We start from the raw sequence: 21,137 nt of genomic DNA, 5'->3' as shown, positions 1-21,137 counted from the left end.
TCCGGCGTGCCTGGAACGCCGGAATGATAGGCCGCGGCGGCGCAACGGGCAACAATGTCGCACCGGCTTGACCTGGATCAAGGAATCGTGTTGCGTTGAAGGGTTGCACCCCGGCGACGGCTTCGGCTCCCGCGCATTGCACGGCACGCGTACAATTCCGCGTTCTCCTCCGCCTCCGCGCATCCCAGCGACAAGCCCGTGACCCAAGCCATTCTCCACCCCGAACTCCCCGCCGACGGCACGCCGGCCCGCGCGCGCATCACCGCCGCCTGGCTGCGCGACGAGACCGAAGCGGTCAACGACCTGCTGACCCAGGCCACCCTGCCGCCAGCCGAGCGCGAGCAGGTGATCGACGTCGCCGCCGGCCTGGTCACCCGCGTGCGGGCACGTGCGAAGGACCAGAGCGCGGTCGAGTCCTTCATGCGCCAGTACGACCTGTCCTCCGAGGAAGGCGTACTGCTGATGTGCGTGGCCGAGGCGCTGCTGCGCATCCCGGACAAGGCCACCGCCGACAAGCTGATCCGCGACAAGCTCGGCGAGGCGGACTGGAAGAAGCACCTGGGCCAGAGCGAATCGCTGTTCGTCAACGCCTCGACCTGGGGGTTGATGCTCACCGGCCGCCTGGTGAACCTCGCCGAGGACACCCGCCATGATTTCACCGGCGCGCTGAAGCGGCTGGTCGGCCGCGCCGGCGAGCCGGCGATCCGCCTGGCGGTGCGCCAGGCGATGCGCATCATGGGCCACCAGTTCGTGATGGGCCGCAGCATCGACGAGGCGCTGGACCGCTGCGCGAAGAAGGAATACGCGGTCTACCGCTACTCCTACGACATGCTGGGCGAGTCCGCGCTCACCGCCGAGACCGCCGAGCGCTACCAGGAAGACTACCGCCGCGCGATCGCCCGCATCGGCGCGCGCGGCCCGTTCGCCAACCACACCGATGCGCCCTCGATCTCGGTCAAGCTGTCCGCGCTGCACCCACGCTACGAGGTGGCCAAGCGCGAAGACGCACGCCGCATGCTGACCGCGAAACTGCTGGAGCTGTCGCAGCTGGCGATGCAGCAGGGCATCGCGCTGTCGGTCGATGCCGAGGAAGCCGACCGGCTCGAACTCTCGCTGGACATCCTCGGCGACGTCTTCGCGCACCCCTCGCTGGAAGGCTGGAACGGCCTCGGCATCGTGGTGCAGGCGTACTCCAAGCGCACCCCGTTCGTGATCGACTGGCTGGTCGAGACCGCGCGCGCTGCCGGCCGCCGCTGGTACGTGCGCCTGGTCAAGGGTGCCTACTGGGATGCCGAGATCAAGCGCGCGCAGGAACAGGGCCTGGCCGGCTACCCGCTGTACACGCGCAAGCCGAACACCGACGTGTCCTACCTGGCCTGCGCGCGCAAGCTGTTCGACGCCGGGGTCGAGCTGATCTATCCGCAGTTCGCCACCCACAACGCACACTCGATCGCCGCCGTGCACCACATCGCGCGCGGCCGCCCGTTCGAGTTCCAGCGCCTGCACGGCATGGGCACCGACCTGTACGCCGAGGTGATCGGCCCGCAGAACCTGAACGTGCCGTGCCGCGTGTACGCGCCGGTCGGCACCCACGAGGACCTGCTGCCGTACCTGGTGCGCCGCCTGCTGGAAAACGGCGCCAACACCAGCTTCGTCAACCGCGTGGTGGACGAGACCCTGCCGGTGCGCGAGCTGGTCGCCGACCCGTGCGAAACGGTGCGCCGCTTCGCGTCCATTCCCCACCCGCGCATCCCCTTGCCGGTCAACCTCTATGGCGAACTGCGGAAGAATTCCATGGGCATCAACTTCTCCAACGACAACGAACTGAAGGCCCTCGCCGAGGCGGTCGCCACCAAGGCCGGCCCGTGGACCGCCGAACCGCTGGTGCCCGGCGCCAAGGGCAACGGCCCGACCGTGCCGGTGACCAACCCGGCCGACCGCCGCCAGGCCGTGGGCAGCTACGTCAGCGCCGACGCCGCGCTGGTGGACCAGGCGCTGGCCAACGCCGTCGCCACCCAGCCCGGCTGGGACCGCCTGCCCGCGGCCAGCCGCGCCGCGATTCTCGAACACGCGGCGGAGCAGCTCGAAGCACGCCGCGCCGAGTTCATCGCGCTGTGCGTGCGCGAGGCCGGCAAGAGCCTGCCCGACGCGATCGCCGAGGTCCGCGAGGCCGCCGACTTCCTGCGCTACTACGCGACGATGGCGCGCCGCTTGTTCGGCCAGCCCGAGCAGTTGCCCGGCCCCACCGGCGAGAGCAATCAATTGTTCCTCAACGGCCGCGGCGTGTTCGTCTGCATCAGCCCGTGGAACTTCCCGCTGGCGATCTTCCTGGGCCAGGTCAGCGCTGCGCTGGCCGCCGGCAACAGCGTGATCGCCAAGCCGGCCGAGCAGACCAGCCTGATCGGCTACGCCGCGGTGAAGCTGCTGCACGAGGCCGGCGTGCCGCTCGACGTGCTGCAGTACCTGCCCGGCGACGGCGCCGTGGTCGGCGCCGCGCTCACTCGCGATCCGCGCGTGGCCGGCGTGGCCTTCACCGGTTCCACCGAAACCGCCTGGGCGATCAACCGTACGCTCGCCGCACGCAATGCGCCGATCGCCGCGCTGGTGGCCGAGACCGGCGGGCAGAATGCGATGATCGCCGACTCCTCCGCGCTGCCCGAGCAGATCGTCAAGGACGTGATCGCCTCCGCCTTCCAGTCCGCCGGCCAGCGCTGCTCGGCCGCGCGCGTGCTGTTCGTGCAGGAGGACATCGCCGACAAGGTGATCGGCATGCTCGCCGGCGCAATGGCCGAGCTGAAGGTCGGCGACCCCGGCCAGCTGTCCACCGACGTCGGTCCGGTGATCGACGAAGACGCGAAGCAGATCCTGGTCGAGCACGCCGCGCGCATGGACAAGGAGGCGAAGAAGATCGCCGAAGCAAAGCTCGACGCCGAGGTCGCCGCCCACGGCACCTTCTTCGCCCCGCGCGCCTACGAAATCCCCGCGCTGGCCACGCTGACCCGCGAAGTGTTCGGCCCGGTGCTGCACATCGTGCGCTGGAAGGGCAGCGAACTGGCCCAGGTGGTCGAGCAGATCAACGCCACCGGCTACGGCCTCACCCTCGGCGTGCACAGCCGCATCGACGACACCGTGGAATACATCCGCAGCCACGCCCGCGTCGGCAACTGCTACGTCAACCGCAACCAGATCGGCGCGGTGGTCGGTGTGCAGCCGTTCGGCGGCGAAAGCCTCTCCGGCACCGGCCCCAAGGCCGGCGGCCCGCACTACCTCTTGCGCTTCGCCGGCGAACGCACGCTCACCATCAACACCACCGCCGCCGGCGGCAACGCGTCGCTGCTGACCATCGGGGAGTAGGCGCCGGGGCTCGGAAAACCCGCACCTTCCCCCTCGCTCCCAAGCCCGGTTTGGGCGAAGCTGGCGTGCGTGGGCGCTCCGGCATTGCCATGGTGCCGATGCAGCGAGTACGTTGCATGCCATGGCACGGAGCGTTGGCATGCCGCACGTTAAAGAGAACTGACCGGATTTACTCGCCGGATGGACGACTCCTGAGCGAAACGCCATGCACGACGCCACGCACACCGATCTTGCCGGCATGCTGCAGCGCCTGCGCGATGCGCAGGCGCGCGAGCCGATGCCTGACTGGCCCCGCCGCGCGCAACGCCTGCGCCAACTGGAGAAGATGCTGCTGGAGCAGCGCGCGGCGTTCGCCACGGCGATCGACGCCGACTTCGGCCAGCGCCCGCGGGAGGAAACCGATCTGCTGGAGATCTTCCCCAGTCTGTCGGCGGTCCGCCACGCGCTCGCGCATGGCCGGCGCTGGATGAAGCCGCGGCGGCGCCTGGCCGACTGGCTGTTCCTGCCCGCACGCACCGAACTGCGACCGCAGCCACGCGGCGTGGTCGGCATCATCGTGCCGTGGAACTACCCGCTGTACCTGGCGGTCGGCCCGCTGGTCGACGCGCTGGCCGCCGGCAACCGCGCGATGCTGAAGATGAGCGAGTTCACGCCGCGCTTCTCGGCGCTGTTCGCCGAACAGGCGACGAAGTACTTCCAGCCCGACCAAGTGGTCGTGGTGAACGGCGACGCCAACGTGGCGCAGGCGTTCGCCGCGCTGCCGTTCGACCACCTGCTGTTCACCGGCTCCACCGCGGTCGGCCACCACGTGATGCGCGCGGCCGCGGCCAACCTCACCCCGGTGACGCTGGAGCTGGGCGGCAAGTCGCCGGCGATCATCGGCCCGGGCGCACGCTTCGAGCACGCGGTGGAGCGCATCGTGTTCGGCAAGCTGGTCAATGCCGGGCAGACCTGCATCGCGCCGGACTACGTGCTGCTGCCGCGCGCGCGCGTGGCGGAGTTCATCGCGCTGGCCGGCAAGGCGGTGGCGCGGATGTACCCGCAGCTGGAGCGAAGCACGCAGTACGCCAGCATCGTCTCCGACCGCCAGTACCAGCGCCTCACGGCGCTGCGCGACGGCGCGCTGGCGGCCGGCGCAAGTGCGTACGCGCTGGGCGAGGCGGCGGAAGATCCCGCGCGCCGGCTGCTGCCGCCGCAGCTGCTGACCGAGGTCGACGACGGCATGGCGGTGATGCGCGAGGAGATCTTCGGCCCGCTGCTGCCGCTGCTGCCCTACGACACGCTGGACGAGGCGATCGCCCGCATCGCCGCCCGCCCGCATCCACTGGCGCTGTACCTGTTCGAGACGGATCGCGCCCTGATCGAGCGCGTGCTGGCGCAGACCCACGCCGGCGGCGTCACGCTCAACGACACGCTGTACCACATCGCGCAGCACGGCCTGCCGTTCGGCGGTGTCGGCGCCTCCGGCATGGGCGGCTACCATGGCGAGGCCGGCTTCCGTACGTTCTCGCATTTGAAGCCGGTATTCCGCCAGGCGCGCTGGAATGGCACCGGGCTGCTCAACCCGCCGTACGGCGCGCGCTTCCGGCACATGCTCGACCTGCTGCTGCGCCGCGGCTGACCTTCCCCCGCACACAAAAAAACCTCCCCGCCGCGGCGGGGAGGTTTCATCTGCACGGTTACCGCATGTCGGGCGTCAGAACTTGTACATCGCCGACAGGCTCAGCAGGTTGCCGTAGTCGTCGAAGTTGCCGGTCAGCGTGTCGCCGGTGCCACTGGTGATGTTGACGTGCGCGTTGTTGACGAAGATGTGCGCATACGAGGCGTTGATCTCGAAGTGCTCGCTGGCCTTGTAGCCGATGCCGACGGTGGCCATCTTGCGGGTCGAGTCCGGCACGCGCGGGCTGCGCGTAGCCAGGTAGGTCGGGCTGCTGTCGACCGCGATGCCGCCACGCAGGGTCAGCTTGTCGTTGAGGTAGTAGTCGCCGCCGATCGAGGCGTAGATGGTGTTGCGCCAGTTGTACTTCTCGCTGGTCGAAGGCTGCGCGTTGCCGTAGTTCACGGTCAGGTTCTTGAACACATCCCACTTGGTCCAGGCCACGTCGGCGCCGAAGCCGAACTTCTCCGCCTGGTGCCAGTAGCTCGCGCTGACCACCGCGGGGGTGGTGAAGTCGGCGGTACCGGTGGTGTGGGAGAACGGCGGAATCGAGCTGGCCAGCGCCGGGTTGGCGAGCAGCAGGTCGTAGCCAGGCGTGGTGGTGAAGTTGCCGGTACCTTCCAGCCGGTGGCTGATCTTGGAGCGGTAGTTCAGCGCCAGCTTGTCGTTCGCGGTCAGCTTCCAGTAACCGCCCAGCTGCCAGCCGTAGCCCCAGTCGTCGCCCTTGATGCGGGCATAGCCGTCCACACCCGGCGGCGTCACCGCCGCCACGCCGGCGGCGGCGGCCTGGCCCTGCTGCACGGCTGCCTGGATCATGGTGGCAGCCTGGGCCGGCGAGATCTGGCCGGCGGCCGCCGCGGCCTGGATCTGTGCGACGCCGGCGGCGGTCTGCGCCCCGATGCCCCGCTGGATGCCCAGGCCCACGGCATTGAAGTTGATCGCACTGGTCAGCTCGGCGCTGGTCTTCTGCGCGATGAAGCTGGCGCCGAGACTGAAGTTGTCGGTGACGTCGAACGACGCCGACAGCGTGGCATCGAGCGACTGGAACTTGGACTTGATGCCGTGGTAGCGGCCGACCCAGTCCCTGTCGTATTCGGTCTGGAAGCCGAACGGCACCGAGAAGCCGGCGCCCACATGCACGCGGTCGCTGACCTGGGTGGCGAAGAACAGTGCCGGCACCGGCAAGGTGGTGCCGGCGTCGCCGCCGTTGCCGCCACTGATCGGGCGGCCCAGCACGTCATGCGCGCTGCCATCGAACTTGGCGCTGAAATTGATGGCGGTGACATCGGCCTGCAGGTAGGTGCCCTTCAACTCGGACATCGCGGCCGGGTTGTTGACCACCACCGAGGCGTCGCCGCCGGCGGTGGCGGAGCCCGCATAGGCGCGGCCCAGGCCTTTGGCGCTGTTCTCCTTGAGCTGGAACGCACTGGCATCCGCGCTCGCAGGCGCGACCAGGGCGCCCACAACCGCAATGCTCAGCGCGGCGAGCGCCAGTGGACGGGCGGTGCCCGTGAGGGAACGGAAAGACGTGTGCATCGCTAGCTCCTGCATGTTGTTGGTGCAGCTCGGGGTAATCTTCGGTATGCCGGGCGGAAGAACAGATTCATACGTGCGTTTGAACTTCCTGCGCTGAACTTTGCCCTCTTGCACAAGGTGTTGCAAGTGCGGTCGCAACAAATAACTAACGACCGCATTTCACTCGAACCGGCACACTCGGAAGCCGGTTCACCGGCAGGCGCTGTTACGCTCGCCTCCCCCGCGCCCCATCTGCCCACACGGTGCTGCCATGCAATGTTTCGTCTATGCCAGCCTGCGCAAGATCGACAGCTACCTGTGGCTGGCGCAGCGTGATGCGTTCGAGACGCTGCCCGAGCCGCTGGTATTGCTGCTGGGCGAACTGCGTTTCGTGATGGAGGTGCAGCTGGACGAGCAGCGCAAGCTGCCGGTCGAGGATGCCGCGCAGGTGCTCGAACACCTGCGCGCACAAGGCTGGCACCTGCAGTTGCCGCCGCAGGAAACCCTGGCTGCCGCCAATCACCCCGCCTATACCCATTCGCCGCGGGATGATCGGGACGAGTGAATCGCGCATCATCGGGCTCGCGTTAACACTTGGTTACCGCCTGCACCGCCAACGATTTCTATACTGTCTCCATGACCCAGCCCAAATCGCGCCGCCGTCCGCCCCTCCTGCACGCCCTGGCCTGGTTCATCCCCGGATGGTTCGCGGTGGCCGTCGCCGGGCTGGTCACCCACCCGCTGACCCTGGTTCCGCTGCTGCTGGCGAACGCGCTGACCATGGCGGCGATCTGCCATGCGATCGGCTTCGACCCCGAGCCGCGCTTCGGTCGCACCGTGCTGCGCCGTGGCGCCGCACACCTGGTGATGTTCACCGGCTACACCGTGCTGGTGTTCGTGCTGGTCGCCTGGCCGATGCTGCAGCTGACCCACCAACCCAGCCTCAGCGCCGCGCTGGTGCTGGCCGCGGCGCTGGTACTGGCGCTGGTCGCGCTGTGGCGGCTGTGGCCGGCGTTCGGCCTGGTGTTCGTGTGGGACGACGCCTACCCGAGCCAGCGCGACGGCTCGTGGATCTTCACCGCCACCCTGCGCAGCATCGCGTTCGGCCGCCACCTGTCGCGCGAAGAGCGCTTCTTCAGCCACTTCCTGCCGGCCGCGTTCGCGCTACTGGTGCTGGCGTTCGGCGCGATCGCGCTGACCGGCCTGTACGGCGTGCTGCCGCCGGAGCCGCGCGTCGCCGCGCTGGCGATCTACGGCGTGCTGCTGCTGCCGCTGGGCTGCCTGGTGATCGCCAACCGCACGCTGCGCGCGCTGCTGTGCGAACGCCAGCAGCCGCGCCGCCGCGGCGACCACGACCCGCACGCCGCCACCGCGCCGCGCCCGGTGCTGAGCGAGCAGGAACGCACCGCCGGCACGCCGGAGCAGGCCGCCGCGCTGCTGGCCGCCACCCGCGACGGCGACATCGAGCGCGCGCTGGCGCTGGTCGAGGCCGGCGCCGATCCCGACACCGCGCCGCCCGGCGACGACCGCGACCAGCGTCCGGTGCTGATGCTGGCCGCCCTGCTGCCCGACACCCGCCTGCTGCGCGCGCTGATCGCCAAGGGCGCCGACGTCAACCGCGCCAGCGGCGGCATCACCGCGCTGCTGGCCGCCACCCGCGACAGCTGGCACGGCCGCGCCGAGGCGGTGCTGACCCTGCTTGCCAACGGCGCCAGCCCGCTGGTCACCGACGCCGAGGGCAACACGCCGCTGCACGGCGCCGTGCTCAGTGCCGACGCCGGCGTCGCCGCGATGCTGCTGGACGCGGCCGCACCGATCAACGCCTTGAACAAGGCCGGCGTCAGCCCGCTGGCCACCGCCTGCCGCGCCGCCAACTGGCCGCTGGTGAAATTCCTGCTGGAACGCGGTGCCAAGCCGGCCCCGGCCGACGGCGAGCCGGCGCTGGTGGCCGCCGCCGGCATCGCGGATGACGATGCCGAAGGGGTGAAGCTGCTGCTCAAGCATCGCGCCGCGGTCAACGCGGTCGATGCGCGGCACCGGCATGCACTGCTCGCCGCTGCGGCCGAAGGCCACGAACAGATCGCCCGTGCGCTGTGCGCCGCCGGCGCCGACGTCAACCTGGTCGACCGTCATGGCAGCAGCGCCCTGATGGAAGCCGCGCGCGCCGGCGCCGGCGGCATCGTGCAACGGCTGGCCGAGGCGCAGGCCGATGCCGGCCTGCGCGACGGCCACGGCCGCGACGCGCTGACCCTGGCCTGCCAGTCGCCGCGTGCGCACGCCGACACCGTGCGCGCACTGCTGGCGCTGGGCGCCGAACCGAAGGCCGCCGGCGGCGACGGCCGCAGTGCGCTCGATCATGCCGCCGGCGCCGGGCGCTGGGACCTGGTTGCCCTACTCGACCCCGACACGCCGCTGCCGGCCAGCCTCAGCCAGGACGTGCTGGGCGAAGGCAGCGACACCCCCGCGCATCTGCTGGACGCGCTGCGCTTCGGCCACTGGGCGATCGTCTCCGGCTTCGTCGAGCGCGTGCGCGACTGGCCGCAGACGGAGCTGGCCCGGCTATATCTGGAACTGGCCGAGCCGGGCCTGGGCGCGGCGCGCCGCTGGCTGCTCGACCACGGCCTGGATGCCGAGGCGCGGCTGGAAGCGCCGCGCATCGACGACGCCGAAACTGCCGACGCGCCGAGCCTGCCGCCGCTGGGCCAGCGTCTGTTCGACGCCTTGCTGCCGCAGTTGCCGGATGCCACCGAGGCGCTGGACGACCTGCTGCAGGCCGGCGCCAGCCCGGCCGGTGCCGGCCTGCTGGCGCAGGCGCTGGCGCATTTGAACGGGGCCGCCGAGGGCGCCGCACTGCCGCTCAGCCTGCTCGAACGCGGCGCCGACCCGTTCGGCGCGGACGCCCATGGGCGCACCCCGCTGCAGCTGGCCGTGGTCAACGGGCAGTTACCGCTGCTGCAGGCCCTGCTGGCGCGCGGCGGCGATCCAAACACGCGCGACCGCGACGGCCGCACGCCGCTGTTCGCCGCACTGGAACACGGCGCGCAGGCACTGCCGCTGGTGCGCGCGCTGATCGCGCACGGCGCGAATCCCGAGGCGACCGACGCCAACGGCGAAACCCCGCTGGGCCTGGCACTGGAGCACCCGGCGGTGGAACGCTGGCTGGACTGGCGCGACTGGCCGCGGCCGAACCGCGCGCTGCGCGCCGACGACCTGCCCGCCGTCGCCAGGGCCGGCGCGCTGGCCAGCGTGCAGCGCCTGCTGGAACTGGGCTTCGCCGTGGACACCCGCGACGACCAGGGCGCCACCGCGCTGCTGCACGCCTGCGGCGCCGGCCACCGCGACATCGCCGCCTGCCTGCTCGACGCCGGCGCGGACGCCGCGCTTCCGGCCCGCAGCGGCGTCACCCCGCTGGCCGCCGCGGTGGCGGCGCGCCGCGAGGCCCTGGTTGCGCTGCTGCTGCAACATGAAGTCGCGGTCGACCAGCGCCTGCCGAACCAGGCCACCGCCTTGATGGTGGCCGCAGCCATGGGTTATCCGGACATCGCCGAACAACTGCTGGACGCCGGCGCCGACGTCAACGCAGTCGACGACGCCGGCCGCAGCGCGCTGCACGCCGCCGCCCAGTTCGGCTTCGAACACAACGACAGCCTGCGCGCGCGGCGCCTGTTCGATGGCCTGCTCAAGCGCGGCGCCGACATCAACCATGCGGACAACGAAGGCAAGACGCCGCTACTGCTGTTGCTCGGTGCACAGCTGCGCCCGGGCAGCGAATGCGACGCCACCCATATCGGCGCACTGGTGCCGCTGCTGCTGGAGGCCGGCGCCAGGGCGGAACACGCCGACCAGCGCGGCGTCACCGCGCTGCACGCCTGCGCCATGCACGCACTGCTGCCGCCGGCGCGCGTGCTGCTGTCGCGCGGCGCCGACCGCAACGCGGCCGATGCGTTCGGGCGCACCGCCGCCGACGTGGCGCGGCAGCTGGGCTACGTCGACATCGCCCACGAACTGGCCGCACGCAGCAGCGCGATCCCCAGCGTGCGGCAGACCCTGCGCCAGCCGGCGCAGCCGTCGGATTAGGGACGCCCCAGAAGCGCCGGTCTATTCCTCTTCCTCGTCGCTGGTCAGCGGCGTGCCCGCATCGCGCTGGCGTTCGCGTTCCGCACTGCGCTCGGCATCCGCCTCGAACAATCGTTGCAGGTCGATCATCGCCTCGCGCGTGCTCTGGATCAGCTTGGTCTCGTCGTCGTAGACCAGCGCCTGCTTCTTCAGCAGTTCCTCGTCGTAGCGACGGAAGCGCTCGACCCGGTCGGCTGCCAGCTCGTGCGACAGGCCCAGCGCCTCCAGCGTCTTGCGGGTCATCTTGAGGCTGGAGTGGAACGTCTCGCGGACCGGTTCCTCGACGCCCATGTCCATCAGCCGGAACACGTGCTGGCGGTTGCGCGCGCGGGCGATGATCTTCAGGTGCGGGTACTGCCGCCGCACCAGCCGCGCGGTGCGCAGGTTCGCTTCCGGATCGTCGGTGGCCAGCACGAACACCTCGGCCTTGTCGGCCCGCGCCGCGCGCAGCAGTTCCGGCCGCGCCGGATCGCCGAAGAACAGGTTGACGCTGCCGAAGCGGCGCGACTGGTCCACCTGGTCGGCCGAATGCTCCAGCGCCACGAACGGGATGTTCTGCGCGCGCAGCACGCGGGCGATGATCTGGCCGACGCGGCCGAAGCCGGCGATGATCACCCGCGGCGTGCCGGCCTCGATCGCATCGAACTCGCGCGACGGCTTGTTCGGCCTCACGTTCAGCGCCTTCGCCGCCAGTACCACCAGCAGCGGGGTCAGCGCCATCGACAAGGTGATCGCCAGCACCAGCGCGTCACGCTGAACCACGCCGATCAGCCGCTGCTCGGCCGCTTGGCGCAGCACCACGAACGCAAACTCGCCGCCGCAGGCCAGCAGCACCACCAGACGCAAGGTGTCCGAACGGTTGAGCCCGCCCAGCAAGCGCCCCAGCGGCCACAGCAGCACGCTCTTCAGCAGCAGCAAGGCGCAGACCAATCCGAACATCAGCCCGGGACGATGCAGCAGCAGCGACAGGTCCATCGACATGCCCACGCTGATAAAGAACAGGCCCAGCAGCAGGCCCTTGAACGGCTCGATGTTCGATTCCAGTTCGTGCCGGTATTCCGAATCGGCCAGCAGCATGCCGGCCAGGAACGCACCCAGCGTCGCCGACACGCCAGCCATCTCCATCAGCAGCGCCACGCCCATCACCACCAGCAGCGCGGTGGCGGTGAACACTTCCACCGAATCCGCCTTGGCGACGAAGCGGAACACCGGGCGCAACAGGTAACGGCCGCCGACGATCACCGCCACGATCACGCCGACCGTGCGCAGCACCGCGAACAGGTTGAAATCCTGCGCGGTGGACGAGGCCAGCAGCGGCACTGCGGCGATCAGCGGGATCGCCGCCAGGTCCTGGAACAGCAGGATCGAGAACACCTGGCGGCCGTAGGCCGAACCGGCCTCCTTGCGCTCGGCCAGGATCTGCAGGCCGAACGCGGTGGACGACAGCGCCAGGCTGCCGCCCACGATCGCCGCGCCCTTGCCGGTGAGGCCGAACAGGAAATAGCCGGCCGCCGCGATCGCCACGCTGGTCGAGAGCACCTGCAGCAGGCCGGTGCCGAACACCGAGCGGCGCATCACCCACAGGCGTTGCGGCGACAATTCCAGGCCGATCACGAACAGCATCAGCTCGACGCCGAACTCGGAGATCGTCGCCACCCCTTCGGTGTCGTTGACCAGCCCCAGCAGCTGCGGCCCGATCGCCACGCCGGCGATCAGGTAGCCGAGCACCGCACCCAGCCGGAAGCGCTTGGTCAGCGGCACCGCGATCACCGCGGCGAGCAGGAACACCACCGCAGTCTGCAGGAAATGATGGCTGTCCACGCGCTGGGCAACTCCGGTCGGCGATGCCCGATTATTCCACGCGACGGATGACTGCACGGCATCCCCGCAGCGTTTCCATGACGCGGTTGCCGGAAAAGATCAGGCCCGCACGTGGCGGGCCTGATCCTGATGCAAGGGCGGCGCGCCGCTTACGGTTTCGGCGCGTCCTTCAGCCCGCGGTTCTCCAGCATCGGCTCGATCTCCGGGTCGTGGCCGCGCCAGTCGCGGTACATCTTCGCCAGCTCCTCGGTGTTGCCGCGCGACAGCACCATCGCGCGGAAGCGGTCGCCGTTCTCGCGGGTCAGGCCACCGTGTTCCTTGAAGCCGATGAAGGCGTCGTCGGCCAGCATCTGCGTCCACAGGTAGGCGTAGTAGCCGGCGGCGTAGCCGTTGCCCCAGATGTGCTGGAAGTAGCTGGAGCGGTAGCGCGGCGGCACGTAGCTGAGGTCGATGCCGTCCTTCTTCAGCGCGGCGGCCTCGAACTGGTCGGCGTCCTGCAGCGGCGCGTCGGCGCCGAGCATGTGCCAGTTCATGTCGAGCAGGGCGGCGGCGACCAGCTCGGTCATCTCGTAGCCCTTGTTGAACTTGCCGGCCTTCTTCATCTTGTCGACCAGCGCCTGCGGCATCGGCTCACCGGTCTGGTAGTGCTTCGCGTAGTGGGCGAACACCTTGGGGTCGGTGGCCCAGTGCTCGTTGAACTGCGAGGGGAACTCGACGAAGTCGCGCGCGGTGTTGGTGCCGGACAGGGTCGGGTACTGCTCGTCGGCGAAGATGCCGTGCAGCGCATGGCCGAACTCGTGGAACATGGTGGTCACGTCGTCGAACGACAGCAGCGCCGGCTGACCCGCGGCCGGCTTGCTGAAGTTGCACACGTTGAAGATCACCGGCTTGCTGCCGAGCAGTTTCGACTGCGTGACCAGGTTGTCCATCCAGGCGCCGCCGCCCTTGTTGTCGCGCTTGAAGTAGTCGGTGTAGAACAGCGCCAGCGACTTGCCGTCCTGGTCGAACACCTCGAATACGCGCATGTCCGGCTGGTACACCGGGATGTCGTGGCGCTCCTTGAAGGTCAGCCCGTACAGCTGGTTGGCGGCGTAGAACACGCCGTTCTGCAGCACGTCGTCCAGCTCGAAGTACGGCTTGATCTGGTTCTCGTCGAGGTCGAACTTCGCCTTGCGCACCTGCTCGGCGTAGAAGTTCCAGTCCCACGGCGCCAACTTGAAATCGCCGTGCTGCTGGTCGATCACGGCCTGGATGTCGCCTGCCTCGGTCTTCGCGCGCGCGGTGACCGCGGGCACCAGATCCTGCATGAACTTCAGCGCCGTTTCCGGCGTCTTCGCCATCTGGTCGTCGAGCTTCCACGCGGCGTAGTCGGGATAACCGAGCAGCTTCGCCTGCTCCGCGCGGATCTGCGCCAGCCGCTCGATGGTCTTGCGGGTGTCGTTCGCGTCGCCCCGCTCGGCACGGGTCCACGAGGCTTCGAACAGCGCCTGGCGGGTGGCGCGGTCGGTGAGATCCTGCAGCTCCGGCTGCTGGGTGGTGTTCTGCAAGGTCAGCACGTACTTGCCGTCCTGCTTGCGCTCCTTGCCGGCCTGCGCGGCGGCGGCCAGCTCGGCGTCGGACAGGCCGGCCAGCTGCGCCTTGTCGGCGATCACCGGCGCGGCGTCCTTGGTGGCGGTCAGCAGCTTGTTGGTGAAGGCGGTGCTCAGCGTGGACTCTTCCTTGTTGAGGTCTTTCAGCTTCGCCTTGTCGGCATCGGAGAGCTTGGCGCCGGCGTGCACGAAGTTCTTGTAGACCACCTCGACCAGGCGCGCGGATTCCGGATCGAGCTTGAGCGTGTCGCGCTGGTCGTAAATCGTCTGCACGCGCTGGAACAGCTTGCCGTCGAGGTGGATCGCGTCCTCGTGCGCGGCCAGCTTCGGCGCTTCCTGTTCCTGCACCTTCTGCAGCGTGTCGTTGGTGTTGGCGCCGGTGACGGCGTTGAATGCCGCCATCACCCGGTGCAGCATCGCGCCGGATTTCTCCATCGCCACGTAGGTGTTCTCGAACGTGGGCGCGGCCGGGTCGTTGGCGATCTTCTCGATCTCGGCCAGTTGCTGGCGCATGCCTTCCTCGATGGCCGGTTGGTAATCGGCGTCGTGGATCTTGTCGAACGGCGGCGCCTGGAACGGCAGCGTGCTGGCGCTGTAGAACGGGTTGCTGGTCATGGCGGTGGCGGTGCTGCTGGCGGCGGCCGGGGCGGTCGGGGCGGGTGGGTTAGCGGCCTCGTGCGGCTGCTGCGAGCAGGCAGCCAGGGCCATCGTGGTGGCAATCACAATCGTGCGCAGACGAAGCATCCGGTTTCCCCAGGTTGAGAGGTACCCGTCAGCGGGTACGGCAAGTCATGGCCGCCGACTGTAGCGGCAGCGCGGGCAGTTTTCCAAACCGCGCGGGGAATCGGCTTCAGGCCGCGCGCAGGTCGCGCAGTTGCCACGCCGCGCCGATCAGCAGGTACAAGCGGTGGCGCACCACGCTCATCGGCAGGTCGGTGATGAGGTCCACGTCGGTGCGCAGGTCGGCGACCTGCACCTGCACCTGCGCGGCCGGATCGGTCGCGCCGAGGCCGGCGTCGACCGCGTCGGGGTCGGGCTGCGCCGCGCGCCAGCGCCGGAACAGGGTGTCGTCGCGCAGCGCCTGCTGCAGCGCCGCGGCAAAGTCGATCGGGCCGGCGCCGTCCCAGGCGAAACGCGGATCATCGCCGCGCGCATGGGCCAGGTCGGCGATCGAAAGGTAATAGTGGTTGCGGGCCATAACGTCTCCGGACTTCGGGCAGGTACTTATCCCAGCACGCCGCACGTGAAGTTCAGTCCAACGCCGCTACCGCCGCGCGCAGATAGCCGGCGGCCCGCACCGGCGCCACGCCGTGCGGCAGCACGCCCAGGCACGGCGCCGGCAGCAGCTCGCACAGTGTGGCCAGGTTCTCCTCCGGCGCGTCCATCGCCGGGTCGACGTGGTTGCCGATCCAGCCGAGCAGGCGGCAGCCGTCGGCCACGATCGTGCGCGCGCTGAGCAGGGCATGGTTGAGGCAGCCCAGCCGCAGGCCCACCACCAGGATCACCGGCAGCTGCCACTGTTTCGCGATGTCCGCGGCGAACAGCCCCGGCGCCAGCGGCACCAGCCAGCCGCCGACGCCCTCGACCACCACCGTGCCGTGCGCCGCCTGCAGCCGCCCGAACGCCTCGCGCAACGGCGCCAGGGTGATCGTCACGCCGTCGTGCGCCGCCGCCAGGTGCGGCGACAGCGGCTCGCGCAGCGCCACCGGGTTGAGCTGCGCGTACGGCAGTTCCACGCCGCCGGCGGCCAGCAGCGCCAGCGCGTCGTCGTTGCGCAGGCCGTCGGGCGTTTCCGCGCAACCGCTGGCCACCGGCTTCATGCCGCAGGCGTCGTGGCCGGCCGCGCGCAACGCGTGCAGCAGGGTGCAGGCCGCGTGGGTCTTGCCGATGCCGGTGTCGGTGCCGGCGATGAACACCGCGCGGCTCATGCGCGGCGCTCCTTCGTTGTCCGCCAGCCCGTTTCTACGTTGTGCATCCGTGTTTCCTCCGTGGTCGAGCCGGGCGCGATGGTCGGCGCCGCTGCGCCGGCGTGGCAAGCATGACGTATGGCATACGCCGGCGCGGCACTTAGGAATTTCTTAGGAAATCCGCAGCGAAGTTTTAGGAAACGCGCGCGGCGCGCCTGCCTAGACTGACCATTCCCGACGCGCTGCATCGTGCAGCGCCGTCGTTCCCCCCATCCCATCACGGCAGGCCATCATGCACCACTTATCCCCCCGATCCGTCGCGGCCGCGTCCGCGCCCGTGCGCTACAACATGTACGGCTTCATCCACAAGGCGCTGCGCGCCTTCATGGCCGATACCCTGCTGCGGCTGGGCCGCATGGACCTCGCCGACGAGCGCGAGGTCGACGCCACGCTGCGGCAGGCGCGCGAGCTGCTCGGCTTCTGCCGGGTGCACCTGGACGACGAGAACCGCTTCGTGCACCCGGCGCTGGAAGCGTGCGAGCCGGGCTCGGCGGCACGCATCGCCGGCGAGCACGTGCATCACGAGGGAGACATTGCGCTGCTGCTCGAGCAGGTCGACGCGCTGGAGCAGCGGCGCGTCGACGACGCCGCCGGCGAGGCCGCCAACAACCTCTACCGCTGGTTCGCGCTGTTCGTCGGCGAGAACTTCCAGCACATGGACTACGAGGAGCGCGAGCACAACGCGGTGCTGTGGGCGCACTACAGCGACGCCGAGCTGCTGGCGATCGAAGGCGCGCTGGTCGCCTCGTTGCCGCCGCAGGCCAGTGCGCTCGGGTTGCGCTGGATGCTGCCCTCGCTCAGCCACGCCGAGCGCCTGCAGCTGCTGGGCGGCATCCGCGCCAACGCCCCCGACCACGTGTTCGGCGGCGCGCTGGCGCTGGCCCGCGCCCACCTGGACGAGCACGACTGGCGCAAGCTGTCCACGGCGCTGGCGCTGCCGGCGGCGCAGGCGGCCTAGCCGGCGGGCACGTCGACCAGCTGCAGCGGCCGCTCCACGCACAGGCGGAAGCGGCCGCGCCCGGTCTTCTCGATGCGCACGCAGGCCCCGCGTTCGAGCAGCCGCCGCTGCAGCAGGATCAGCCGCGCCTCCAGGTTGTCGCTGATGTCCGGCAGGCGGATGCGCGGGTCGAGCCGCAGCTCGCGGTTGGCGAAGCTGCTGCGGCCGGCCTCGTGGTCGCGCAGCAGGGTCCACAGGATCGCGCCGGCCACGCCCTTGATCAGGTAGTCGTCGCCGAAGAACACGCTGTCGTTTTCGGCGTAGTGGCGCACCGTCACCGGCGGCCCGGCGACGCGGCGGCGACGCTCCTGCGCCGGCAACGGCTCTGCCGCGCCCTCGGCGGCCTCGCGGAACAGGTTGATCGCCAGGCCGAGCTGCGCGGCCAGGGTGACCAGCGCGTCCTCGTCGTCGTAGCCGAAGCGCAGGTCCTGCGGGCTTTCCACATACAGCACGCCGAGCAGGCGGCGGCCGGCGCCGATCGGCACCGCCAGCTGGCTGCGCGATTCGGCCAGGCCCGGCGGCGGGATTTCGGTTTCCAGCCGGTCGGCCTCGCCGCCCTGCGCCACCGCCTCGCGGATCGCGCGGCCGTAGGCGTACTCGCTGGTCATGTGTGCGATGCGGATCGGCGTGCCCTCGCGCGCCGCCACGCCGATCACGCCCTCGCCCAGCGGGATCTCCGAGCCGACGCCGGACTGCTCGTAGCCGCAACTGGCCAGCGTGAACAGCTTGCGCCCGCCGCCGTCGAGCAGCAGCACCATCGCATGGCGCACGTCGAAGTCCTCGCGCAGCGAGGCGAGCATGGCCTCCAGCAGGCTTTCCAGGTCGGCCGCCGCGGCCAGCCGCTGCGCGGCGTGCCGCGTCGCCGCCAGCAGGTTGCACCGCGGCGGCGCGGGCGGCAGCGGCCGGCCCGGCACCTGCTCGATCGCCTGCACGCGATAGACGTCCGAACCCTTCAGGCGGAACACTCCGCCCATGCCGACGTGCGAGGCGATCCCCGCCAGCTTGGCGCGCATGCGTTCGAACAGCGGTCCCTCGGTCTCGGTGCGCAGGTAGTGCAGCGACAGCCGGTACATCGTCGCGGTCTGCGGGTGGATCAGCAGCAGCCGCGCCTGCGGGTTGGCCAGGATGTTCTGCCGGGTCTTGTTGAAGAACTGGAACGACAGCGCCAGGTGGCTGCCGTCGAGGTACTCGATCTGCGACAGGTAGGCCACGTTTGGCGTGCCGTCCGGCGCGCAGGTGGCCATCACGCCGGGGATGCTGCCGTCGAAGCATTCGCGGATCGCGTCCAGGTTCATGGCGCCGGCTCCAGCGGGCGGCCGGCGTCGGGGCCGGGCGTCTGCACGAACGCCGCCACGGGAGTGAACGCCACCACGCTCAGCGTGTCGTCGTCGCCGGCCAGCAGCGCCCGCGCCAGCGCCTCGCTGATGCCGATGCCGCCCAGCTCGGCCACCAACGCCGCGCGGTACGCCGCCACCCGCGCGGCATCCGCCGGGCGCGCCCGCGCGATGCTGGCGTCGTCGCCCTTGAGCTGCAGCGAGCGGTGCGTGCTCGGGCTGGTGAACACCACCGCGAGGCGCCCGTTGCGGCGCAGGTCGTCGAACAGCGCCTGCGCCTGGCTGGCCTGCACGAACAGCTGCACCCGGCGGCGATCGCGGCTGACCCGGCAGCCCTGCGCGCGCACCAGCTCCGGCATGTTGGCGGCGTTGCGCGAAGCCACGATGATCGACGCCGCGCCCTCGACGAAGCGGACGTGTTCGGCATCGAGCACTACAGTGGGCGGGTGGGCCGGCATGCGCTGTCCTCAGGCCGTCCGGCCACGGCGCCGCAAGCGCGCGCCGGGCGGTACGATCCGCCACCGCGGGGCCGGCACGAAGACGCCGCCCGCGCAGATGCCCAGCCGCCCCGCCTCGATCGCCTCGCCTTGCCCGGTCGGACCCATCCGGCTCTCCCCTGCATCGGTGCGCGCATAATACGGGCTTTGCTGCAGGACACGCCGCATGTTCGAACTGAAAACCCACGCCTACGCCAGCAAGCGCGAGCACTACGACGACCTGGTGCGGCAGGCGCGCGGCATCCTCGCCGGCGAGCGCGACCTGATCGCGAATGCGGCGAACTTCGGCGCACTGGTCTACCACAGCCTGCCGCAGCTGAACTGGGCCGGTTTCTACCTGTACGACGGCACCGAGCTGGTGGTCGGCCCGTTCCAGGGCAAGCCGGCGTGCATCCGCATCGCGCTCGGCCGCGGCGTCTGCGGCACCGCCGCGCAGACCCGCCAGACCCAGCTGGTGCGCGACGTCAACGCGTTCGACGGGCACATCGCCTGCGACGCCGCCTCGCAATCGGAAATCGTGGTGCCGCTGGTGAAGGCCGACGGCAGCCTGCTCGGCGTGTGGGACGTGGACAGCCCGGTCACCGACCGCTTCGACGACGACGACCGCGCTGGCATGGAAGCGCTGTGCGCGGTGTTCATGGCGTCGGTGGACGGCTGACGCGAGACGAATCGATGGCCTCGGGCCAAGGAACCTTGACCCACGATCATTCGTGGGATATGGACAGGTAGTGACTGATTTTCCCTTGGCGGACACGAGGGGAAGTACTGCTTCACTGGCACCTCAATATCAGCAGGGAGCACGACATGCATAAGCTTTGCAAGGTAGTCATGGGCGTGGCGTTCATCGGCTTGGCATCCGGTGTTATTGCCGCCGAGCAATCATCACTCCCCAAACAGTTCACCACCACGTCCAGTACCGGGACTCAGCAAGTTGCGGTACGCAGCGACGGAACGATCGAAGCACAGAACGCGGAACCCGGTCTGACCACCCACATCACCATTCGGGTGGTTGGGCACGCGGCGATTATCCAGACTGATGACGGCATTTCGACGACGACCAAGGTCGTCGATCTCGACGCCAACACTGCTTGGCTGAAGTCGCATCCTGATCTGGCACTCAAGATCCAAAATGCGCGGACGTGGTTGATGCAGCACAGAAAGTCCACCCATGCGCCGCTGATGGCAGCACTCGGCGGCACTTGTTCTACAGAACTGCAGCGCTTGCTGGATGCTGCCGACGCTGCAGTAGCGGCATGCTCTGGGGGCGGTGGCTTGATGTGCGCTATCGCCGTGGGCGAATACGGCAAAGCAAAAGATGCCTACGACAACTGCATGAAGGTTATCTCACCCCCACGCCAGGAATAACCACAGGGCGAGTTTCATAGCGGCGAACGGGCCGGCAGCAACACTGTCGGCCCGTTTGTTCGTGCGATGCGCCACGGCGCACGCGCCCTGTCCGCTACGGTCGGCGTGACTTCGGTGCAGCCGCCAGCCCGCGACCACCCGGCCGGGACTCACGCTTCACGCGGCTGCCGCAGCAGCGCCGCCACCGCCTGCCGCGCCTCGTCCACGCCGGTGCCGGCGGTGGAAGAGAACACCTGCGCGGTGGCGTGCAGGCCGTCGGGAAAACTCTTGCGCATCGCCGCCAGTGCCTGCGCGGCCTGGTTGCGCGAGAGCTTGTCGGCCTTGGTCAGCAGCAGGTGGCAGGGCAGGCCGCTGGCGAAGCAGAAGTCCAGCATCATCCGGTCGAACTCCTTCAGCGGATGGCGGATGTCGGCGATCAGCACCACGCCGCGCAGGCTGCGCCGCTGGTGCAGGTAGCGGTCGATTTCCTGCTTCCAGTGCTCGCGCATCTCCAGCGGCACCTTGGCGTAGCCGTAGCCCGGCAGGTCGATCAGCCGCCAGTCGGATACGTGCTGGCCGTCGACGGTGACGGATGCTCGCGCCGGCACGTCCCGCAGCGGCGGCAGGCTGAACGCCACCATCTGCTGGGTGCGGCCAGGCGTCTTCGAGGTGCGCGCCAGGCCCTTGTGCCCGGTCAGCGCATTCAGTGCGCTGGACTTGCCGGCGTTCGAACGTCCGGCGAACGCCACCTCGGCACCCTCGTCGGCGGGAAGCTGATCGACGCGATGGGCGGCGAGCACGAATTGCGCGCCTTGCAGGGGATTGGACCTGCCTTGCAGGGGATTGGACATGGGGATGGTTTGACCAAGCTATGGTGGCACAGGGATAATTCCGAGGTTTCTGCCTGTGGCTGGCCGCATGGCCGCCATCCCTGGCAGTGTTCGCA

15 protein-coding genes are annotated in these 21,137 nt (G+C 69.8%); 7 read left to right on the top strand and 8 right to left on the bottom strand.

Annotated elements, in window-relative coordinates; translation table 11 throughout:
- Window positions 1-198 precede the first annotated feature (198 nt).
- The gene (putA, locus tag R2APBS1_RS01300; protein WP_015446556.1) at window positions 199-3,354 is read left to right on the top strand and encodes a bifunctional proline dehydrogenase/L-glutamate gamma-semialdehyde dehydrogenase PutA; all 3,156 of its coding nucleotides are present in this window, start codon (window positions 199-201) and stop codon (window positions 3,352-3,354) included.
- 205 nt (window positions 3,355-3,559) lie between these two features.
- Window positions 3,560-4,975, top strand: a complete 1,416-nt coding sequence (locus R2APBS1_RS01295; protein ID WP_015446555.1) for a coniferyl aldehyde dehydrogenase — start codon at window positions 3,560-3,562, stop codon at window positions 4,973-4,975.
- 75 nt (window positions 4,976-5,050) lie between these two features.
- Here the strand turns inward: R2APBS1_RS01295 and R2APBS1_RS01290 are convergent, their stop codons facing one another.
- A complete protein-coding gene (locus R2APBS1_RS01290) occupies window positions 5,051-6,547 on the bottom strand; it encodes an OmpP1/FadL family transporter (protein ID WP_015446554.1) in 1,497 nt (498 codons plus the stop codon).
- A 250-nt stretch (window positions 6,548-6,797) separates the two neighbouring features.
- Between R2APBS1_RS01290 and R2APBS1_RS01285 the strand changes: the two genes are divergently transcribed.
- On the top strand, window positions 6,798-7,091 hold the full coding sequence (locus tag R2APBS1_RS01285; RefSeq protein WP_007514095.1) for a YcgL domain-containing protein: 294 nt from the start codon (window positions 6,798-6,800) through the stop codon (window positions 7,089-7,091).
- Between the two features lie 71 nt (window positions 7,092-7,162).
- Window positions 7,163-10,603: an ankyrin repeat domain-containing protein gene (locus R2APBS1_RS01280; RefSeq protein WP_015446553.1), complete on the top strand. Its 3,441-nt coding sequence runs from the start codon at window positions 7,163-7,165 to the stop codon at window positions 10,601-10,603.
- Between the two features lie 21 nt (window positions 10,604-10,624).
- Here the strand turns inward: R2APBS1_RS01280 and R2APBS1_RS01275 are convergent, their stop codons facing one another.
- The 4 genes from R2APBS1_RS01275 to bioD all read right to left on the bottom strand — a co-directional run bounded on the left by R2APBS1_RS01275 (window position 10,625) and on the right by bioD (window position 15,980).
- On the bottom strand, window positions 10,625-12,463 hold the full coding sequence (locus R2APBS1_RS01275; protein WP_015446552.1) for a monovalent cation:proton antiporter-2 (CPA2) family protein: 1,839 nt from the start codon (window positions 12,461-12,463) through the stop codon (window positions 10,625-10,627).
- A 149-nt stretch (window positions 12,464-12,612) separates the two neighbouring features.
- Window positions 12,613-14,796 carry a peptidyl-dipeptidase Dcp gene (gene dcp, locus R2APBS1_RS01270; RefSeq protein WP_015446551.1) on the bottom strand — a complete coding sequence of 728 codons (2,184 nt, stop codon included), beginning with the start codon at window positions 14,794-14,796 and terminating at the stop codon, window positions 12,613-12,615.
- Window positions 14,797-14,902: 106 nt separating this feature from the next.
- Window positions 14,903-15,250, bottom strand: a complete 348-nt coding sequence (locus tag R2APBS1_RS01265; RefSeq protein WP_015446550.1) for a hypothetical protein — start codon at window positions 15,248-15,250, stop codon at window positions 14,903-14,905.
- A gap of 52 nt (window positions 15,251-15,302) precedes the next feature.
- Window positions 15,303-15,980 carry a dethiobiotin synthase gene (bioD, locus tag R2APBS1_RS01260; protein WP_015446549.1) on the bottom strand — a complete coding sequence of 226 codons (678 nt, stop codon included), beginning with the start codon at window positions 15,978-15,980 and terminating at the stop codon, window positions 15,303-15,305.
- Between the two features lie 316 nt (window positions 15,981-16,296).
- Between bioD and R2APBS1_RS01255 the strand changes: the two genes are divergently transcribed.
- Window positions 16,297-16,977, top strand: a complete 681-nt coding sequence (locus R2APBS1_RS01255) for a hemerythrin domain-containing protein (RefSeq protein WP_157769690.1) — start codon at window positions 16,297-16,299, stop codon at window positions 16,975-16,977.
- Here R2APBS1_RS01255 and R2APBS1_RS01250 read toward each other — a convergent pair.
- Both R2APBS1_RS01250 and R2APBS1_RS01245 read right to left on the bottom strand, forming a co-directional pair.
- Complete coding sequence (locus tag R2APBS1_RS01250) at window positions 16,974-18,311, bottom strand: GAF domain-containing protein (RefSeq protein ID WP_015446547.1); 1,338 nt, start codon at window positions 18,309-18,311, stop codon at window positions 16,974-16,976. The two genes, R2APBS1_RS01255 and R2APBS1_RS01250, sit on opposite strands and share 4 nt — an antisense overlap.
- Entirely contained in the window at window positions 18,308-18,808 is a 501-nt protein-coding gene (locus R2APBS1_RS01245) for a hypothetical protein (protein ID WP_015446546.1), read from the bottom strand. Before R2APBS1_RS01245 ends, R2APBS1_RS01250 begins: the two co-directional genes overlap by 4 nt.
- A 205-nt stretch (window positions 18,809-19,013) precedes the next feature.
- Between R2APBS1_RS01245 and R2APBS1_RS01235 the strand changes: the two genes are divergently transcribed.
- Complete coding sequence (locus R2APBS1_RS01235; RefSeq protein ID WP_015446544.1) at window positions 19,014-19,505, top strand: GAF domain-containing protein; 492 nt, start codon at window positions 19,014-19,016, stop codon at window positions 19,503-19,505.
- A 146-nt stretch (window positions 19,506-19,651) separates the two neighbouring features.
- A complete protein-coding gene (locus R2APBS1_RS01230) occupies window positions 19,652-20,212 on the top strand; it encodes a hypothetical protein (protein ID WP_007511018.1) in 561 nt (186 codons plus the stop codon).
- A gap of 149 nt (window positions 20,213-20,361) precedes the next feature.
- Here the strand turns inward: R2APBS1_RS01230 and yihA are convergent, their stop codons facing one another.
- Window positions 20,362-21,042 carry a ribosome biogenesis GTP-binding protein YihA/YsxC gene (yihA, locus tag R2APBS1_RS01225; protein ID WP_015446543.1) on the bottom strand — a complete coding sequence of 227 codons (681 nt, stop codon included), beginning with the start codon at window positions 21,040-21,042 and terminating at the stop codon, window positions 20,362-20,364.
- Between the last annotated feature and the right edge of the window lie 95 nt (window positions 21,043-21,137).

It is taken from the genome of Rhodanobacter denitrificans (genome assembly GCF_000230695.2).
GTDB lineage: Bacteria > Pseudomonadota > Gammaproteobacteria > Xanthomonadales > Rhodanobacteraceae > Rhodanobacter > Rhodanobacter denitrificans.
Note: the sequence above shows the minus strand (reverse complement) of the source record. Positions and strands in the feature narration are given on the sequence as shown.

What these genes read in the sequence shown, in the direction of transcription:
- R2APBS1_RS01295 (WP_015446555.1), top strand. Translation starts at nt 3,560, where the DNA reads ATGCACGACGCCACGCACACCGATCTTGCCGGCATGCTGCAGCGCCTG.
- R2APBS1_RS01290 (WP_015446554.1), bottom strand. Translation starts at nt 6,547, where the DNA reads ATGCACACGTCTTTCCGTTCCCTCACGGGCACCGCCCGTCCACTGGCG.
- R2APBS1_RS01235 (WP_015446544.1), top strand. Translation starts at nt 19,014, where the DNA reads ATGTTCGAACTGAAAACCCACGCCTACGCCAGCAAGCGCGAGCACTAC.
- R2APBS1_RS01285 (WP_007514095.1), top strand. Translation starts at nt 6,798, where the DNA reads ATGCAATGTTTCGTCTATGCCAGCCTGCGCAAGATCGACAGCTACCTG.
- yihA (WP_015446543.1), bottom strand. Translation starts at nt 21,042, where the DNA reads ATGTCCAATCCCCTGCAAGGCAGGTCCAATCCCCTGCAAGGCGCGCAA.
- R2APBS1_RS01250 (WP_015446547.1), bottom strand. Translation starts at nt 18,311, where the DNA reads ATGAACCTGGACGCGATCCGCGAATGCTTCGACGGCAGCATCCCCGGC.
- R2APBS1_RS01280 (WP_015446553.1), top strand. Translation starts at nt 7,163, where the DNA reads ATGACCCAGCCCAAATCGCGCCGCCGTCCGCCCCTCCTGCACGCCCTG.
- R2APBS1_RS01265 (WP_015446550.1), bottom strand. Translation starts at nt 15,250, where the DNA reads ATGGCCCGCAACCACTATTACCTTTCGATCGCCGACCTGGCCCATGCG.
- dcp (WP_015446551.1), bottom strand. Translation starts at nt 14,796, where the DNA reads ATGCTTCGTCTGCGCACGATTGTGATTGCCACCACGATGGCCCTGGCT.
- R2APBS1_RS01245 (WP_015446546.1), bottom strand. Translation starts at nt 18,808, where the DNA reads ATGCCGGCCCACCCGCCCACTGTAGTGCTCGATGCCGAACACGTCCGC.
- bioD (WP_015446549.1), bottom strand. Translation starts at nt 15,980, where the DNA reads ATGAGCCGCGCGGTGTTCATCGCCGGCACCGACACCGGCATCGGCAAG.
- R2APBS1_RS01230 (WP_007511018.1), top strand. Translation starts at nt 19,652, where the DNA reads ATGCATAAGCTTTGCAAGGTAGTCATGGGCGTGGCGTTCATCGGCTTG.